The sequence below is a fragment of the Acinetobacter tandoii genome (assembly GCF_008867985.1).
GTDB classification, from domain to species: domain Bacteria; phylum Pseudomonadota; class Gammaproteobacteria; order Pseudomonadales; family Moraxellaceae; genus Acinetobacter; species Acinetobacter tandoii.
In genome coordinates, this window is record NZ_VXLD01000027.1 from 1 (window position 1) to 1169 (window position 1169).

Consider the following 1169-nt stretch of genomic DNA (forward strand, 5'->3'; position numbering starts at 1 on the left):
ACACCAGCACCTACTGTACGACCACCTTCACGGATCGCAAAACGTAGACCTGGGTCCATTGCGATTGGGTGGATTAATTCTACTGACATTTCAACGTTGTCACCTGGCATTACCATTTCAACGCCTTCTTGTAATTGGATTGCGCCAGTTACGTCAGTCGTACGGAAATAGAATTGTGGACGGTAACCGTTAAGGAATGGAGTATGACGACCACCTTCTTCTTTAGAAAGTACGTATACTTCTGCGTCGAATTTAGTGTGCGGCTTGATTGTACCTGGTTTAGCAAGTACTTGACCACGTTGTACGTCTTCACGCTTAGTACCACGTAGAAGAATACCACAGTTCTCGCCCGCACGGCCTTCATCAAGAAGTTTACGGAACATTTCAACGCCAGTTACAGTTGTTTTAACTGTATCTTTGATACCAACGATTTCAACTTCTTCGCCTACTTTCACGATACCAGCTTCTACACGACCTGTTACTACTGTACCACGGCCTGAGATAGAGAATACGTCTTCGATTGGCATCAAGAATGCTTTGTCGATAGCACGTTCTGGTTCTGGAATGTAAGTGTCAAGCGCTTCAACAAGAGCAAGAACTGAAGACTCACCGTACTGACCAGCGTCGCCATTAAGCGCAGCAAGAGCAGAACCACGGATAACTGGAGTGTCATCACCTGGGAAGTCATAAGTAGAAAGAAGTTCACGAACTTCCATTTCTACTAATTCAAGTAATTCTTCGTCGTCAACAAGGTCGCATTTGTTTAAGAATACGATGATGTAAGGTACACCAACCTGACGTGAAAGAAGGATGTGTTCACGAGTTTGTGGCATTGGACCATCAGTCGCAGCACAAACAAGGATCGCGCCGTCCATCTGAGCAGCACCAGTAATCATGTTTTTAACATAATCGGCGTGGCCCGGGCAGTCTACGTGAGCGTAGTGACGGATTGGAGAATCGTATTCTACGTGTGAAGTATTAATTGTAATACCACGTGCTTTTTCTTCAGGAGCAGAGTCGATTTGTGAGTAATCTTTCGCTTCACCGCCGTAAGTTTTTGCACAAATAGTTGCAATCGCAGCAGTTAAAGTAGTTTTACCATGGTCAACGTGACCGATTGTGCCCACGTTTACGTGTGGCTTATTACGTTCAAACTTAGCCTTAGCCAT

At 45.1% G+C, this 1169-nt stretch carries 1 protein-coding gene; it reads right to left on the reverse strand.

Features of this window, described 5'->3' with window-relative positions:
• A partial coding sequence (gene tuf, locus F4W09_RS16950) for an elongation factor Tu (RefSeq protein ID WP_151505445.1) occupies positions 1-1169 on the reverse strand: 1169 nt, incomplete at its 3' end.